We start from the raw sequence: 14,387 nt of genomic DNA, 5'->3' as shown, positions 1-14,387 counted from the left end.
CTTTAGTCTTTTAACTGCTCTATAAGTGCTTCTACTATAGCTTTTATAGGTGGGGACATTCGCGGTATAACAGAGTAAGCTCGTGCTATCAGTTGCAAACGAAGTGTCTTATCCTGAAACTGTTTTCTCCTTGCTTTTATAACTTCTGTAGAAGGCAAAGTATTTATATCCCATTGCTGTTCCCTCAATGAGAAAGTTTCTAAATGTTTTTCAGCTTGATAATTGTAAAGATGTATTTTATCTACTGCCTTTTCGTTGTACAAACGGTCTAATGAGTGAAGTAAGCCTTCTACTGCTCTGTCGTGGGAATTTTTATCTGACAATCGCCCATATCCTTGAAAATCTTTTTCTTCTTGATAGCGCAAATAAAAACCTAATTCGGTAAAGAGTGCAGGAGCTGCAATCGCAAAAGCTTCCACATTAAAACCGTTTTTTCTAAAAGACAATGCCGTACGCAAAGGTACTTCAGGATTGCGCATAGTACCCTCTACAATGATATTGTATTTATGGATAATAGCCTCTTGTATAAGTGATTCTGTAAAAAAGTTAGAGAATATTTGCGTCTCTGTTGAGTATCTCTCAGGATATTTTATAAGCTCATTAGCCTTAGGATGAAACTCTCTGTAAATATCTCCATTTACAAAAAGAAAATCTTTGTCAGGAAATTGTCTTAGGATAGCTTTTGCTAGCCCACTCTTTCCTGATGCAGGCTGTCCTCCTAATATAAAGGCAATAGGATTTTCTTGAGATTTTAAACCTGATAAAAGGTCTGTTTTCTCTCTTTCAAAAATATCCTCAACTTTATAGTACTCCATTCATTTGTTTTATTAGCGGACTATAATAATGTACTACTTTATCCATAACAGAAAGCCTTGCCATATCATCAGTACCATATAACATTTTTTCTTCCTTTAAATACATTTTAATTTTTTGGTCTAACGCATCCTTCTCTACCAAATTAGTTAAAGTAGATTTTTCCTTAATAGCCCTTACTTTTAATGAGCCTACAATCTGTAATGCTGTATCTAAACTAATAGGTTCTTTCATCATATACCTTTGTTATTTTAATTCAATGAGCATAGCGGTTTTAGCTGATATTTCTAAAGTGTCACCGCTCAGAGAGACCTCTTTCCCCGAGATAATATCTTTCCCCCTCAAAAATCCCGCCAAACTCTCGGCAAAGCGGTTTAAGTGGAGCGTTTGGCTCTTTTCGTTGTTGTTGAGCACTACCATTACGGTCTCGGTATCGTTGTAACGGAAATAGACATACACTTCATTTTCAGGCAAGTATTGTTTGGTCTTCCCGTAGTGAATTACGGCTTTGTCCTTACGCCAATTGAAGAGTTTAGCCGTAAAATCGTAATACTCTTTCTGAGTAGCCGTACGCCCCGAAGCGCTAAAAGCGTTCTGCGTATCGCCTGCCCAGCCACCAGGAAAATCCTGACGTATATCGCCATCGCCCTTACTCTTGTCGCCTGCCATTGCTATCTCGCTACCGTAGTACAGTTGTGGAATGCCTCGTGCCGTTGCTAGCAATGTGATAATCATCTTGTAATCCTCTATCTTAGGATATACGTGATTGATACGTGCCGTATCGTGATTTTCTGCAAAGATGAGCAGATTGTTGATGTCTTTATACAGAAAGTCGTTCGCAAAGTTGTCGTAGAGTTGCATCATACCTTTGTCCCACGAAGGTGTGGTACGGAAAGCCTCACCTATTGCACCGAAGAGCGGGAAGTCCATTACCGTAGGCAAGTAAGTGTTATAGCTTTGTATCGCACTAATAGGGCTATCCTTTTGCCAATACGACACTTGTGCGCTTTGAGTAAGCCATACCTCGCCCATAATGTTGAAATAAGGATATTCATCAGTAATAGCTTTCGTCCATTGGGCAATGCCTGCTTTGTCGTTATACGGATAAGTATCCACACGCAAACCGTCGAGGTCGGCGTATTCTATCCACCAAATCGCGTTCTGGGTGAGGTAGTTTAGTACCAATGGGTTCGCTTGATTGAGGTCAGACAAAGAGCGTGCAAACCAACCTTTTTCGCAGTACTTTTTGTCCCATTCCGAGGCATTGCTGTCCATCTGAGTAGTTATCCTAAAAGAGCTCTGTCCATAACCAGGAAATTGGTGTAACCAGTCGTAGCAAGGCAGGTCTTTCAGCATCCAATGCTGACTGCCCCAGTGGTTGGTTACATAATCTTTGATGAGCTTCATACCGCGCTTGTGCAAAGCCGCTGAGAGCTGTCGGTACTCTTCATTAGTACCATAACGCGGGTCTATTTTGTACACATCGGTTTGGGCATAAGTGTGATAAGAATGTTGTGGTTCATTGTCCTCACATAAGGGCGTACTCCATATAGCCGTAGCACCTAAGGATTGTATATAATCCAAATGGTCGATAATCCCCTGAATGTCCCCCCCGTGACGACCGAAAGAATCTGAGCGGTTGAGCTTATCAGTAAGTGCGGGGTGCGAATCGTTGTCGGGTTTACCATTGGCAAAGCGGTCGGGCATAATCAGGTAAATCATATCGCTGCTGTCGAAACTCTTGCGGTAAGCCGAGCCCTCACGACGCGCTTTTAATTCGTAGCGAACACTGCCCACTTTCTTTTTCTTTTGCAATAGCGAAATGGTATAGTTGCCCGCTTTTTTATCTTTGGTATCGACGGTTACAAACAGATAGTTAGGGTTTTCTGTTTTCAGTATGTTTACAATAGGCAACTCGCTCTCCACATTGTACTGAGCGATGTTTTTGCCATAGAGCAATACCTGCACTTGGCTGTAGTGCATTCCTTCCCACCAAAAAGGCGGTTCTACACGCTGAATCTGAGCGTGAGTCATTCCAAAAGTAAATAATCCCATAAGGGTAATAATGTATTTCATAGTGTAAGTTACACGGGTGTTTATTCGCGCAAAGATAAGCATTTCTTTTTAAATAACAATAAAAGATAGTAGTTAATTATTTTAGGTCGGGCAAGTTCGACCCCACAGAACGAGAGATACAGTTGATAGTAACAACATTGTAAGTTCTATTAGTATTCTATTAATCTTTGGTTAGTCTTCGTTGTAGACCCACTGTAGAGCCACTGTAGAGCCACTGTAGACCCACTGTAGAGCCATCATAGTTCCGTTTAAAGTCTATCTAATGCCTCTCCCCTATTCAATTGTCAATTATCAATTGTGAATTGTCATTTGTTTTGTAACTTTGCCCCGTTAATTATATATCACTATGAAAATCGTTATCTCTCCCGCCAAAACCATTAACGAAACATCAGCCCTACCTACTACCGTACACTCTTCGGCTATTTTCCCAAAGGAAATTGGCGAGGTAAGTACTGCCCTTAAAGCACTCTCTCCAAAGCAACTTATAAACCTGATGCATATCTCCCAAAAGCTCGCCGACCTGAATTGGCAACGACACCAACAGCTCTCATTGCCTTTTACCCCACAAAATGCGCGTCCGGCGCTCTTTGCTTACAATGGCGATGTGTATGAGGGACTCGATGCCTATTCACTCTCCGAAACGCAAATTGATAAGTTGCAAAAGTCTTTGCGTATTCTCTCGGGGTTGTACGGACTGCTTAAACCCTTAGACCTTATCGCACCTTATCGGTTGGAAATGAGCATCAAACTACCGGTAGGGAAGGCTACAAATCTATATGCTTTTTGGAAAGACAAAATCACTCAGGCATTGAACGACGAATTGCAAGAAGGAGAATTGTTTATCAATCTCGCCAGTGAAGAATATTTTAAAGCAATTGATACCACAAAGCTAAAAGTACCCGTGATTACACCTATCTTCAAAGATTATAAAGGAGACACGCTGAAAGTCGTTAGTTTTTATGCAAAGAAAGCACGGGGTCGTATGGTACGCTTTTTGGCAGAAAATGAGATTCGCTCAGTAGAAGATTTAAAGGGGTTTAACACTGATGGATATGCGTTCTCAGAACAGTTTTCAAAAGGAAATACACTTGTTTTTATTAGATAAAAAACTTTGCCAAAGGTTCTAATTGCACGTCGTGCTACAACCTTTGGCAAAGTCTATGATACCAATCATTTTTGGGGAATATTGATAATAGTAAGTCTTCTCAATAATTTATTAGGGTCTTCTTTAGCATTTATAACTCCTATAATCCAAATTTTTGACAATTCTTCTACAATAAGAAAATAAATACCAAAGTGAAATCTTTTGGTAAAGCAAACCCGCACTTGTTCTATTTCTTTTCTAAAAGAAAAGGGACGACTTTTTATTTCTTGTATATAGCTAAATCTCCTCATATACTTCAAATCCTAAATTTTCTCTTATTTTATTGTAGTAAACTACAATTTCTTCCAAGTCTATTTCGGCTTGACGATGAATCATTAGCTCAAAATCCATATCTTGCTCTCATTTTTTTATCAAATTCATCAAAAGCTCTTCCTGCTTGTTCAGGATTTTCTGTAATTTCATTAGCTCGTTTCAAAAGCACTTGCAAATATTCATTAGAAGTCTCACTATCTGAAATATTATAGTCAAAATCTATATTTTTCTCTTCTAAAAACGAAGTTAGCACTGTTTTTTGGGTTTCATCTTTTGGATATACTAATACACACATAATTATTCTTTTTTTGCAAAGGTATAAAAATTAATTGAAAAATCAGTTAATTTGTAAATTAATCACCAGTCCTTCGTTGCCTCGTACATTGAAAACGGTATTGTCATTAAAAATGAGGTATTGTCCTTTGATACCCATTAGTTTACCACTATAAGTAGGGGTTTGCGACAATTGCAGTGAGCGCACTTGGGTAGGGTATTTTTCTACGGGGAAATGAATGCGTAGGGGAGTGATATCTTCGGTGATGTAGGGCTGTACTTCATTGGGTACAAAGTCGCGCACTTCTAATTTTACTCGCAATAAATCTACAGGGGTAATTTGGTTAGTAAGCATTTTGCGCCAATTGGTTTTATCGGCTAAATGCTCTTTGAGAGCGACCTCGGCGATGCCTGCTAAATATCGATTAGGAACTTCGGCAAGGATGAGAGCTTCGTGCGCCCCTTGGTCGATCCAGCGGGTTGGGGCTTGTGATTTACGGGTTACTCCTACTTTTACATCGCTAGAATTGGCGAGATATACATAATGCGGTTGCAACTGCACTTGCTGTTCATAGCCTAAATTGCGTTCTTCGATATTGAGGTGTGCTTTGCTGAGTTCGGGGTGCATCACCCAATCCGCAGTTTGAGGGACTTCAAAAAAACACTCTTTGCAATAGCCCTGACGGAAGATTGGTTTGTTTTCACCACAATTCATACACTGAAAACGCACAAATTGGAGTGTTATATCCTTGCCGATGAGTTGGTTCATCAGTACAAAGTCACCTTCCATTGGCAAATAATACCGTATAGGGTTAGCCCATTCGGTAAGCATTTTTTGAAGTACTCCTTGAAACATTGTTTTATTGACTATATGTGTTTTAAATCTGCAATGGTTTGGATAGGATTGGCAGCATTGAATACAAAACTACCAGCCACTAAAGCATCGGCGCCTGCTTCTACTAATGCTTTGGCATTCTTTAAACTCACTCCTCCATCTATCTCAATAAGGGTTGAGGCTCCTGCTTGCTCAATCAGCATTTTGGCTTGTCGCAACTTTTTATAAGTATTTTCTATGAATGACTGACCTCCAAATCCTGGGTTTACACTCATCAATAAGAGTACATCTACCTCTTGAATGATATCTTCTAAAAGTACTACAGGAGTATGTGGATTGAGAGCTACTCCTGCTTTCATTCCTTCTGCCTTAATAGCTTGCAAAGTGCGGTGCAGGTGTGTACACGCCTCGTAATGTACGGTGAGAATATCGCTGCCGAGCTTTGCAAAAGTACTGATATATCGGTCAGGGTCGACAATCATCAAGTGAACATCAAGGGGCTTGGTAGCGTGTTTTTGAATCACCGATAGCACGGGCATACCATAAGAGATGTTAGGGACAAACACGCCATCCATAACATCAATATGAAACCAATCGGCTTCGCTGGCGTTTACCATTTCAATGGCTTGTTGTAGGTTGCCGAAATCGGCAGCAAGGAGAGAAGGCGCAAGAATCATATTTTCAATTAACAATTAATATTAACAAATTTCAATTAACAATTATCCTACACTGCCTTCTAAGGAGATTTCTAAGAGTTTTTGAGCTTCGACAGCGAACTCCATAGGCAGTTTGTTGAGTACTTCTTTTCCAAAACCATTTACGATGAGTGAAATTGCTTTTTCGGTATCAATACCACGCTGGTTACAATAGAAAATTTGGTCTTCACCAATTTTAGAAGTAGTAGCTTCGTGTTCTATTTGGGCAGTAGGATTTTTAGCTTCTATATAAGGAAAAGTGTGTGCTCCACAATCATTTCCCATTAAGAGAGAGTCACATTGAGAGAAATTGCGCGCATTTTTAGCATTAGGCACTACTTTTACCAATCCGCGGTAGCTATTTTGTGATTTGCCTGCCGAAATACCTTTAGAAATAATTGTAGATTTAGTATTATTACCCAAATGTATCATCTTAGTACCTGTATCGGCTTGTTGAAAGTGATTGGTAACGGCAATAGAATAGAATTCACCTATAGAATTATCACCTTTGAGCACTACAGAAGGATATTTCCAAGTAATTGCTGAGCCTGTTTCTACTTGTGTCCACGATATTTTTGCATTTTTCTCGGCCAAAGCGCGTTTGGTTACAAAATTATAAACCCCACCTTTACCGTCTTTATCACCAGGGAACCAGTTTTGTACTGTAGAATATTTAATTTCGCCATTATCCATAGCTATAAGTTCTACCACAGCAGCGTGTAATTGGTTTTCATCGCGTTTGGGCGCTGTACAACCTTCGAGGTAAGAGACGTAAGCCCCTTCATCAACAATGAGGAGGGTACGTTCAAACTGACCTGTACCAGCTTGATTGATACGGAAATAGGTAGAGAGTTCCATAGGGCAACGCACTCCCTTAGGCACATAGCAGAAAGAGCCATCGGAGAAGACAGCAGAGTTGAGCGCAGCATAGAAATTATCGGTTTTAGGGACAACCGTACCGAGATATTTGCGCACGAGATCGGGATATTTTTGAATCGCTTCGGAAATAGAGCAGAAGATAATGCCGCGTTCAGCCAATGTTTTTTGAAAAGTAGTTGCTACTGAAACGGAGTCCATTACTACGTCCATTGCGACAGCAGGTTTATCTTCTACCCCTGTGAGGCGTTTTTGTTCTTCAAGAGAGATGCCGAGTTTTTGGAAAGTTTCTAAGAGTTGAGGGTCAACCTCGTCTAAACTATTGAGTTTAGGTTTTTGTTTAGGAGCAGAGTAGTAGGCAATATCTTGAAAATCGGGAGTTTCAAATTTAAGGTTTGCCCAATGAGGAGGCTCTTCCATCGCTTGCCACGCACGGAAAGCTTCTAAGCGCCAATCGGTCATCCATTGAGGTTCGTTTTTCTTTTTAGAGAGGGCTATTACCACCTCTTCATTGAGTCCTTTAGGGAAAGTTTCGGATTCTATATCAGTATAAAAGCCGTATTTATATTCGTTGTTTTCTAATTCTTCTTTAAGTTCTTCTTCTGTATATTTAGCCATAATTTCTTTTAGATAAGAGGTAAGAAATAAGAGATAAAAAAACTCCTCTTATTTATACCGAGATGTGATTTTACAAAGCGCAAAGATAGTACTTTAAATTGAATCTAAAATACTATCTTTATAATTATTTTCTATCTCGGATAAAGATAAGAGATAAGAGGTAAGGAATTATCACTTAACCAAGGCGTCTAAGAGTTCGTGGACGGCATCGCTATTCCAACGGGCAATTCCTTCTTTTTGAGCGCGTACGAGTCCGTTTTTATCTACGATATAACCTGACGGGATTTTTTCAGGGTCGAAAGGCATTTTCTCACCGATGATGAGGTAGGTTACTTTGAAATGGAAATTGCGTTTTTGCATCATTTCTTCCACTGGTTCAGGGCGCTCGTTAGTGATGATATAGAAATCTACTTTATCCTTATAGGCATCATATAGTTTTTCTACTGCATAGAGGTCGGCAATACTAATACCTCGCCAGGAGGAGAAGAAATACACGAATGAGGGTTTCTTTCCTCGGGTTTGCGAGTAGTTGAACTGCACATCTTTGCGATCTTTGAGTTGCCAACTGAAATCAATTTTTTGAGCTTTATCGGCAGGAATGATGTCTACCGAACTAGCGAAAATTCGTTGTAGTAAAATCTTACTTTCATAACCTAAGGGGGTTACGAAGAAAGAAAGTATGAAAAGGATAAGGAGTAGATTAAGTATGGTACGTTTTTTCATATAAACTAAATTATTTTTCTTCTTGAATGATATCTTTATATTCTTCCCAAAAGGCTTCGAACTGCGACATTGATTGGTATAGAAACTCCATTGTTTGTTGCCAAGTGTCTTTGTTGTGAATGGTTACCCCTTGCAGTTCTACATATACACAACTAATTTCTTTACCATTGTCCAAGAAGAAATGCTCTTCGAAAACAGCGTTAGGGAGGTATTCTTCTTGGAGTATAGTTTTGAGCGACAGCAATTTGTTATAATACAAACTACGTATCTCCTCGTGAGGGTCTTCTACAGCGAGTAGCACCCGCGCTTTACGAGTGTCGAATGAAAACTTAAAACTGAAATCCTTTATTTTAGTGTCATACAACGTCCATTTGCGAGGGAACGATTTACCAAAAGATATCCAGAAGTCTTCGCGTAGTTTTTTTGCTTCGGCTTTGCTATACACTTTTAATTAGGTAACAAGTAACAGGTAATAGGTAACAAGTTGATATGTGATAATAAATTAATTGAAATTTATTTGGGCGGAGAAAGTAAGAGGAGATCCATCTATTTGCTTGTAAAAAGTAAATTTATAAAAAGTGGAACCGTCTTTTTCTGAAATACCATATTTTTTTTCTTCTACATCAAAAGCCAGAAATACATCAGGAGTATTGAGTTTTCTAAGTTTGAATTGCAATTCATTTGTTTTTTTATCAAACAACTCATATCCCCAATTAGTTGGTTTAGCATACAGAAATAGAATAAGAGGTTCGCTTATAGGCGCAGCAGTAACTGTAAGTTCGGGTACTGCTGTTGTTGCTGAGGGAATAGAGGGGTTTGAGGCTACTGAAGGAGCTTGATAATCTGCCTTAAAAGTAGCTAATTCTGTACCTGAAAGGGCATTGCGCAAGGCTTCTTGGTAGGATTTTTTAAACTCCTTTTCACGGCTTTTACCTATCTGAGAAGTAAAGACCGCTTTATTAGTACAATCGGTGAGAAGGAATTGTACTTTAGAGGTCATCATATTCGATTGGTTCTTCACATCAGCTTTTAGGGTAGCGCAAGGGTTTTGGAGTAGCTCGGCAGGAGCTTCACTTTCCATATAGACTTTAAATCCTTGTTTTTCGAGCAAGAATTTTGTGAGCATATTGAGTTGATATTGATTGTCTTCTTTTTGGAAAGCATAACGATTAGGAACAATCACGGTTTGTGCTACAAGAGTTAGTGGTAGTAATGTTACTAAAAATAATATTTTTTTCATTGGGTTTATTTATTTAACGCGAGTTCGGTATAAGTAATTATTTAACAATCAGTAAAATATTTTTAATCTCCCACGAATTACACGAATTTTCACGAAATTGGGAGTGTATAAAAGTCTTTATTTTTTATTATCTCACGAATTTTCATCTGACGGTGAATTATTTTGTGAATATATTATAATACAAAGCTGTAAATCAATATTCTGTTATTATAAAATTCTCCCACAGATTACACGGATAAAACGGATTACAATGTTTTTAGGATTCTGGCGCTACTCTTACGATTTTACGGAATTTAACGCAAATATAATTGTAAATCAGTGTACTATTTACTATTATTAATACTAATCAAAGAATATTATTCTTCGTTGTTCTTCATACGAGCTTCGAGTTCAGCTTGGAATTCCTCGATAACGGGTTTCATAGTACTTTCGGGGAGATCGGAGATACGAATGTACATCAGTCCATCGACAGAATTGTTGAACAGCGGGTCGACATTGAAAGCGATAACTTTGGCGTTTTGCTTGATATACTTTTTAATAAGCACAGGCAAACGCAAATTCCCAGGTTCGAGTTCATCGATTAGCTTGTCGAATTTGTTTAAATCAGCCTTACTTTCGTCGAAAATAAAGTCTTTATCTTCGTCTTTGAGTTTTACTTTGAATTCTTTTTTTGGGCGTACATATTGTGCGATGTAAGGGTCGTAGAAGTTTGACTTCATAAACTCTATCATCAGCGATTTAGAAAAGTTGGAAAATTGGTTGCTAATGCTCACGCTACCCAACAGATAAGAGTGTTCGGGATAGCGCAAAGTAGTGTGGGCAATTCCTTTCCAAAGCAAAAACAGAGGCATTGGTTTCTGTTGGTATTCCGAAATGATAAAAGCACGCCCCATTTCAATAGTTTTACTCATCATATCGTAGAGTTCGGGCTCAAAACGGAATAAATCGTGTGTATAGAAGCCTTCAATACCATATTTAGGGAATATCTCAGCGCCTAATCCCATACGATAAGCGCCTGCAATTTTCTTAGCTTCATTATCCCAAAGGAAAAGATGGTGGTAATAGAGGTCGAATTTATCGACATCGGAGGAAGCGTTTGTCCCCTCCCCTACTTCGCGGAAGGTAATTTCACGCAAGCGACCTATTTCCTTCATTATATTAGGGATTTCCTGATAAGGAGCTAAAAAGACCTCGTAATTATTGTTTTTCAGCAGTCGGTAATCCTTTTTAGTTACATTTTCTACTTCTTTTTCTATAAGATCTTGCTGTATAGGAGCTTCAATTTGTTGTGGATTAGGAGTACCTTTGTTTGATTTCAGCACATTAGGCAAAGGCAAGAATTTTTTATCTTGTTCAAAAGCATTGGCTAAGATGTAGGTTTTCTTGCGGAGGAATTCGGTAAAATCGGCTAAATCGGTATGTTCATCTTGCATAGCTACCGAGATAGGTTTGCCTATGCGTATGTAGATAGTGCGTTGTTTTTGAGTAAGGAGTTCTGAAGGTAATTTGGCAGTGCGTAAGGTATCACTCAGGCTTGCCAAAAAGTAGAACAGTTTGCTGTTTTTGGCGTGGAAATAAATAGGAACGATAGGCACTTTAGCTTTTTTAGCGAGTTTCATTGCTGCTTCTTCCCAAGGTTTATCAACCATTAGTTGTCCTTCTTTGGTTACAGACACTTCACCAGCAGGAAAAAGCCCCAAAGGTTTTCCTTCTTTGAGATGTGCTATGGTGTGTTTGAAGCCAACAATACTGGATTTTGCATCCTTGCGGTCTTCAAACGGATTGACTGGCAACACATAAGGAGCTAAAGGCTCAATGCGTTGCAAGAGAAAGTTCGCCATAATTTTGAAATCAGGGCGTTTTTCTAAGAGCAATTTGAGGAGCAAAATGCCATCAACACCCCCCAGTGGGTGGTTAGAAATCGTGATAAAAGCTCCTTCTTTGGGGATATTTTTAAAATCTTCTTCAGGTATTTCGAACTTTATTTCAAACTCGTCTAACAGTTTGTTGAGGAAGTCTAAGCCTTCAAATTTTTTGGTTCGGTTATAAATAGCATTGAGTTTGGAGAGACGGAGTAGCTTCATCAGCGCCCATCCTCCAAAGGTACCCAAGAAACCAAGTTTATCAATATTAATTGCTTTGGCTACTTCTTTTGCACTTACCAATCCTTTATCTTTTTGCATTCTCATTCGTTATTAAAGTTTTATGATTGTTTTCCTTTTTGCAGTTGCTTTATTCTCTTGAGTCGTGCCATCACTTCATCACGGTGGAGGGATTTAGAAGCTACCTTGCCTATAGTGAGCCCTTGTACCAAAATAGAAAACAATACTACTATATAAGTAATTTGCAACAATGTTTCTTTAAGACCGCCCTTATCGGCTGGGATAGAGAGCACTAAGGCAATAGATACACCGCCGCGCACGCCTCCCCACACCATAGTAATGAGTGATCCTGAAGAATAGGTAGTAGCTTTGCGTAATATAGTTTGGGCGGGAATATAAATTGCTAAAGCACGCCCTAAGAGGCACACGAGAATAGCAACACCTCCTAAGAGGAACTGTTCATTTAAGTTATCTATCAGTAGCATCTCAAAACCTATGAATAAGAACAAGATGGCATTCATAATTTCATCGACGATAGCCCAGAATTTCTCTAAGTAATCTTTATTTTCGGCACTATTTGCCTTTTTTCCTATGTTACCGACAAAGAGTCCTGCAATCACCATTGCTAAAGGCGAGGATACGTGAGAAGTTTTGGCAATGAGGAAGCCTCCCATTACAACGGCTAAAGTGAGCAAGACACTCACGTGATAGTCGTCGGCTTTTTTCATCATTTTGGAGGCTATCCAGCCTAAGAGCCCCCCTAAGAAAACGCCTCCTCCAGCTTCTAAGAGAAAAAGTTTTGTAATGGTATTGAAGGAAGGTTCGAAAGTGTGATCGGTAGCTAATTTGAGTATGACAGCGAACATTACGACGGCTACCCCATCGTTGAAAAGAGATTCACCTGTAATTTTATTTTCGATACGTTTAGGTACATTAGCTTGTTTGAGCACTCCCAACACTACAATAGGGTCGGTGGGGGAAATAAGCGCTCCAAAAAGCAGACAATAAACATAAGGAATATGGATTTCTACCAAAGGAGCTATATAGTACAATAAGACTGATATAAAGAAAGCTGAGAGTACTACGCTGATAGTTGCATAGGTAAAAATAGGGAGTCGGTAATTTTTGAGGTCGTTGATATTGATATGAAGAGCACCTGCAAAGAGGAGGAAGTTTAGCATTGCCCCCATTAAGATTTCGGTAAAATCGAATCCTTGTAATAGAGATTCCAAGCGGTGTGCTAAACCTGAAAATATTTCACCACCGAAAAGACGTACGCCTACTGATACCATCATAGCAATCACCATAATACCTATAGTCATAGGTAGTTTTACGTAGCGCACATTCACGTACGAAAACAAGGCGGCTAAGACGATAATCACTGAAAAAGCGTAGTATAACTCCATATTACTATTTTATTTGTCGGCAAAGGTACGAATAATTTGGAAATTTACAAATTTGCTAATTAGCTAATCGCTTTCGTCGGTGTTCAGTAAGTTCAGAGAAATTGTATTGGAGAGCAGGAGTTTGATCTTCCAATTCGCCATTGCTAATGGCACGGAGGATGATTTCTTCTATCCAGTAATCTTCTTCGATATTCATAGGGTCATAGCCTTTTTTTAGGGAGAGATCGTAGAGCCAAGCAGTTTTATTATACCAATAGGCATTCCAACCGTTGCGGAGTTCTTTTACCAAATCGTAGGCAGTACGCCCTGTTTGGCGGTGGATGAGCTTGATGAGGATGCGCCCTTGAGAGCGGGAGAGTTTTTTGAGTTCGTCGGTAAAGTGGTCTTCTATATAACGTTGAGTGCGCTTTACATAGACTTTTCGCTGTTGTTTGTTTTGCATAGTATCCATAATACGTTCCATAGTATAAAGGCGATCGGCAGCCATTTTAGCATAAGGATACACGCGTTTTACACGACTTTTGAGCAGTAGATATCGTTTTTGAGCATCGGCATCACCAAAGGAACGCTCTCTACCAAAGAGGTTTACCTCAGGAAGATAGATAGTATCACCTTCGTGAAAATCTTGAGCGAATAAGAGGTAAGAGGTAAGAGGTAAGAGGTAAGCTATAAATGGTAGGAGATAATGTTTTATATATGTGATGATGTTTTTCATAGTGATTTTTTTTATTAAGGGCGTATGGCATACTCCCCTGCATAACATACTGCAAAAATTATTCCAAGTTACCTATTCACTATTAGCTTCACTACTTCCCTAAAACAGCCATTTTAATAGCAGTGATAGCGGCTTCTACACCTTTGTTACCTAGTTTTCCTCCACTTCGGTCGAGTGATTGCTGAAGATTGTTATCGGTGAGGACACAGAAGATTATGGGCACCTTACTTTGCATTGCATTGAGTTGAGCAATACCTTGAGTAACTCCTTGACACACAAAATCAAAGTGCTTGGTTTCGCCTTGTATTACACAGCCTATTACGATGATAGCATCTAAGTGCTGAGTATCGATCATTCGTTTGGTAGCGTGTACTAGTTCAAAACTACCAGGGACTTCCCAAAGGAGGAGGTTGCTATCTACAGCCCCACAATCTTTAAGGGTAGCGATAGCCCCATCGCGCATTCCGTAAGTTACTTGTTCATTCCACTGAGAAGTAATAATCCCAAAGCGAAGAGCTTTCGCATTTGGGATTGTACTTTTATCGTATTGAGATAAATTCTTGTTTTCTGTTGCCATTTTTTCAGATAAGAGATAAGA

At 39.2% G+C, this 14,387-nt stretch carries 15 protein-coding genes; 1 reads left to right on the top strand and 14 read right to left on the bottom strand.

Going from position 1 to position 14,387, the window contains the following annotated elements:
- Positions 1–2 precede the first annotated feature (2 nt).
- The 3 genes from JMN12_RS01750 to JMN12_RS01740 are packed head-to-tail and all read right to left on the bottom strand — an operon-like array spanning position 3 to position 2,931.
- Positions 3–815 carry a zeta toxin family protein gene (locus JMN12_RS01750; RefSeq protein WP_203136492.1) on the bottom strand — a complete coding sequence of 271 codons (813 nt, stop codon included), beginning with the start codon at positions 813–815 and terminating at the stop codon, positions 3–5.
- A complete protein-coding gene (locus JMN12_RS01745; protein WP_009417563.1) occupies positions 802–1,047 on the bottom strand; it encodes a hypothetical protein in 246 nt (81 codons plus the stop codon). Before JMN12_RS01745 ends, JMN12_RS01750 begins: the two co-directional genes overlap by 14 nt.
- Before the next feature lie 12 nt (positions 1,048–1,059).
- Entirely contained in the window at positions 1,060–2,931 is a 1,872-nt protein-coding gene (locus tag JMN12_RS01740; RefSeq protein WP_203136489.1) for a glycoside hydrolase family 13 protein, read from the bottom strand.
- A gap of 304 nt (positions 2,932–3,235) precedes the next feature.
- Between JMN12_RS01740 and yaaA the strand changes: the two genes are divergently transcribed.
- Positions 3,236–3,994, top strand: coding sequence for a peroxide stress protein YaaA (gene yaaA, locus JMN12_RS01735; protein WP_203136487.1), 759 nt, complete (start codon positions 3,236–3,238; stop codon positions 3,992–3,994).
- Positions 3,995–4,373: 379 nt separating this feature from the next.
- Here the strand turns inward: yaaA and JMN12_RS01725 are convergent, their stop codons facing one another.
- The 11 genes from JMN12_RS01725 to ribH all read right to left on the bottom strand — a co-directional run bounded on the left by JMN12_RS01725 (position 4,374) and on the right by ribH (position 14,366).
- Positions 4,374–4,601 carry a hypothetical protein gene (locus JMN12_RS01725; protein ID WP_088593837.1) on the bottom strand — a complete coding sequence of 76 codons (228 nt, stop codon included), beginning with the start codon at positions 4,599–4,601 and terminating at the stop codon, positions 4,374–4,376.
- Positions 4,602–4,643: 42 nt separating this feature from the next.
- Complete coding sequence (locus JMN12_RS01720; protein WP_203136484.1) at positions 4,644–5,435, bottom strand: DUF2797 domain-containing protein; 792 nt, start codon at positions 5,433–5,435, stop codon at positions 4,644–4,646.
- Between the two features lie 11 nt (positions 5,436–5,446).
- On the bottom strand, positions 5,447–6,091 hold the full coding sequence (rpe, locus tag JMN12_RS01715) for a ribulose-phosphate 3-epimerase (protein ID WP_203136482.1): 645 nt from the start codon (positions 6,089–6,091) through the stop codon (positions 5,447–5,449).
- 42 nt (positions 6,092–6,133) lie between these two features.
- Positions 6,134–7,603: a Fe-S cluster assembly protein SufB gene (gene sufB, locus JMN12_RS01710; RefSeq protein WP_009412509.1), complete on the bottom strand. Its 1,470-nt coding sequence runs from the start codon at positions 7,601–7,603 to the stop codon at positions 6,134–6,136.
- 171 nt (positions 7,604–7,774) lie between these two features.
- Entirely contained in the window at positions 7,775–8,326 is a 552-nt protein-coding gene (locus tag JMN12_RS01705; RefSeq protein ID WP_088593834.1) for a TlpA family protein disulfide reductase, read from the bottom strand.
- A 10-nt stretch (positions 8,327–8,336) separates the two neighbouring features.
- Entirely contained in the window at positions 8,337–8,771 is a 435-nt protein-coding gene (locus tag JMN12_RS01700; RefSeq protein WP_009412507.1) for a DUF4268 domain-containing protein, read from the bottom strand.
- A 57-nt stretch (positions 8,772–8,828) separates the two neighbouring features.
- Positions 8,829–9,566 carry a hypothetical protein gene (locus tag JMN12_RS01695; protein ID WP_203136480.1) on the bottom strand — a complete coding sequence of 246 codons (738 nt, stop codon included), beginning with the start codon at positions 9,564–9,566 and terminating at the stop codon, positions 8,829–8,831.
- 356 nt (positions 9,567–9,922) lie between these two features.
- Positions 9,923–11,755 (bottom strand): GNAT family N-acyltransferase, encoded by a 1,833-nt coding sequence (locus JMN12_RS01690; RefSeq protein WP_203136477.1) that lies wholly within the window; start codon positions 11,753–11,755, stop codon positions 9,923–9,925.
- Between the two features lie 14 nt (positions 11,756–11,769).
- Positions 11,770–13,074, bottom strand: a complete 1,305-nt coding sequence (locus JMN12_RS01685) for a cation:proton antiporter (RefSeq protein ID WP_203136475.1) — start codon at positions 13,072–13,074, stop codon at positions 11,770–11,772.
- A 55-nt stretch (positions 13,075–13,129) separates the two neighbouring features.
- On the bottom strand, positions 13,130–13,789 hold the full coding sequence (locus JMN12_RS01680; RefSeq protein WP_203136473.1) for a DUF4294 domain-containing protein: 660 nt from the start codon (positions 13,787–13,789) through the stop codon (positions 13,130–13,132).
- Positions 13,790–13,880: 91 nt separating this feature from the next.
- On the bottom strand, positions 13,881–14,366 hold the full coding sequence (gene ribH, locus JMN12_RS01675; RefSeq protein WP_203136471.1) for a 6,7-dimethyl-8-ribityllumazine synthase: 486 nt from the start codon (positions 14,364–14,366) through the stop codon (positions 13,881–13,883).
- Between the last annotated feature and the right edge of the window lie 21 nt (positions 14,367–14,387).

It is taken from the genome of Capnocytophaga genosp. AHN8471 (genome assembly GCF_016806945.1).
Classification (GTDB): domain Bacteria; phylum Bacteroidota; class Bacteroidia; order Flavobacteriales; family Flavobacteriaceae; genus Capnocytophaga; species Capnocytophaga periodontitidis.
This window is presented reverse-complemented; position numbering and strand designations above follow the sequence as displayed.